The sequence below is a fragment of the Amycolatopsis anabasis genome, from assembly GCF_009765355.1.
Lineage (GTDB): Bacteria > Actinomycetota > Actinomycetes > Mycobacteriales > Pseudonocardiaceae > Amycolatopsis > Amycolatopsis anabasis.
In genome coordinates, this window is record NZ_VTHK01000032.1 from 73,854 (window position 1) to 76,126 (window position 2,273).

Below are 2,273 nucleotides of genomic sequence, written 5' to 3' on the forward strand. Positions count from 1 at the left end.
TTGATCAAGATCGCCTGGGTGGAGAAGTACAGATGACGAATCCCTTCGATGACGAGAACGGCCGGTTCCTGGTACTGGTGAACGCGGAGAACCAGCATTCGCTGTGGCCGTCCTTCGCCGACGTTCCGGCCGGCTGGGAGATCGTCAAAACCGAGTCGAGCCGCCAGGAATGCCTGGGCTACATCGAGGCGAACTGGACCGATCTGCGCCCGAAGAGCCTCATCGACGCGATGGAGGCGGCGGGGACAGACCAGGCGTGAGCGGGGTCAACCGGCGTGACTTCCTGATCAAGGCCGGGGCGACCGGCGCGGTCGCGCTCGGAATCGCCCAGGTGACCGCGGAATCCCGGCCCGCGCGGACCGGCAGCGGCGCAGCGGCGGCGGGCGCGCCCGCGGCGGGACACGCGCACGGCGCCGCCGCACCGGTCGCGGACCCGGCCCCGGCCGCGCCGGTGACGCGGGTGCCCGGCGGCACGGTCACCACGCTCGAAGCGTTCCGGGACCCGCTGCGGATTCCGCCCCGGATCCGGGGTTACCGGGCGGACGGGACCACCCAGCTGACGATCCGGATGCGTCCACTGTGGACGAGGCTGCACTCGCAGCTGCCGCCGTCGTACCTGTGGGGCTACGAAGGCCAGTTCCCCGGTCCGGTCATCGAAGCCCGGCGCGGGCAGCGGTTGCGGATCACCTGGGTGAACGAGCTTTCCGGGCGGTACCCGTTGCCGGTGGTGGAGGTGCCCTTCGACGAGAACGCCGATCCCTTCCAGTGGGACGTGCCCGGCAGGGAGGGCGTCGAGCCGCGCGCGGACGTGGCGGCGCTGCCGCCGTGGACGTCGGTGCACCTGCACGGGGCGTTCAGCAACGGCAGCAGCGACGGCTGGGCCGAAGACGCGATCCTGCCCGGGAACGGGCAGCCCGCGGAATACGCGAACGACCAACCGGCCACCGCGTTGTGGTACCACGACCACGCCATGCACATCACGCGCTGGAACGTGATGTCCGGGCTGCTGGGGATGTACCTCCTGCGCGACGACGAGGAAGCCGCGCTGCGGCTGCCCGCCGGGGACCGCGAGGTGCCGCTGATCCTCTGCGACCGCAATTTCGACACCGACTCCGCCGGTCGGCTCACCGGAACCGTCCTGCACAAGACCACGGTCATGCGGACCGAACCGCTGCGGCAGGTCCGCTCGTTCGCCGGGCCGTACACCCTGGTCAACGGGACGGTGTGGCCGCACCTCGACGTCGCCCCCGGCTGGTACCGGTTCCGGATGCTCAACGCCTCCAACACGCGGCCCTACACCGTGCGGCTGGTCGGGGAGGACGGGAATCCCCTGCCCGCCGGGACGATCTTCGTGATCGGCACCGACTCGGGCCTGCTTGCGGCGCCGGTCGACGTCCGCGACGGGTTCGGGCTCGCCGCCGCCGAACGGGCCGACGTGCTGATCGACTTCCGGGCGCTCGCCGGGCGGAAACTTCGGCTGCGCAACGTCGACTACGACCCGGGTCCCTGGCCGGAGTTCCTCGAGTTCCGGGTGGGCACGCGGCGCACCGCCGAATCGTTCACGCTGCCGCCGCGGTTGTCCCGGTCGTTCGCGCGGGTCACCGCCGAGGCCGTGCGGGACAGGCCGGAGCGGATGGTGATGCTCACCCCGGTCGGCGTGAGCCACGCGCGGATGTGGGAGATGACCCGGATCGATCCGCCCGCCGGGCCCGGTCCGGTCGACGGGGTGGTGCAGGTCCGGGAGAAGGACGGATCGGTGACCACCTGGCGGCGCCTGGCCTACCGGTGGAGCGATCCGGTGCAGTACGCCGCCGAGACCGGCGGCTGGGAGCGGTGGCGGTTCCTGAACCTGGACTATTCGGGCTGGCCGCATCCGATGCACCTGCACGTGTCCGCGTTCCAGCCGCTGTCCCGGGAGTTCTACGACATCGACGGGTTCCAGTTCCTCGACCTGCCCGGCGGCGGGATCGGGGGCGGAACCGCGAAACCGGTGGCGTTCAAAGAAACCCAGCCGATCGCGCCCGCGGAACAGGGCTGGAAGGACGTGATCACCGTCGCGGCCGGGGAATGCGTCGACCTCGCGGTGAAGTTCACCGAGGTGAGCGGCAAGTTCGTCTACCACTGCCACATGTTCGAACACGAGGACATGAGCATGATGCGGCCGTTCCTCGTGCAGCCCAGGCAGGTGCTCGCCATCGCGCGCTCGATGGAACACGAACTCGGCCACGGGCAACACTGACCACTGTGGACATTCGAAAGATTTGGGGGATTCG

General features: G+C 70.1%; 2 protein-coding genes. Both read left to right on the forward strand.

The window, feature by feature from the left end; genetic code table 11:
* The first annotated feature begins 32 nt into the window (after nucleotides 1-32).
* Nucleotides 33-260 carry an MbtH family protein gene (locus FXO23_RS33500; RefSeq protein WP_158889703.1) on the forward strand — a complete coding sequence of 76 codons (228 nt, stop codon included), beginning with the start codon at nucleotides 33-35 and terminating at the stop codon, nucleotides 258-260.
* Complete coding sequence (locus FXO23_RS33505; protein ID WP_246258188.1) at nucleotides 257-2,239, forward strand: multicopper oxidase family protein; 1,983 nt, start codon at nucleotides 257-259, stop codon at nucleotides 2,237-2,239. The genes FXO23_RS33500 and FXO23_RS33505 overlap by 4 nt, the downstream gene beginning before the upstream one ends.
* Nucleotides 2,240-2,273: the final 34 nt, after the last annotated feature.

Coding starts and splice junctions, on each gene's coding strand:
- FXO23_RS33500 (WP_158889703.1), top strand. CDS start 33: ATGACGAATCCCTTCGATGACGAGAACGGCCGGTTCCTGGTACTGGTG.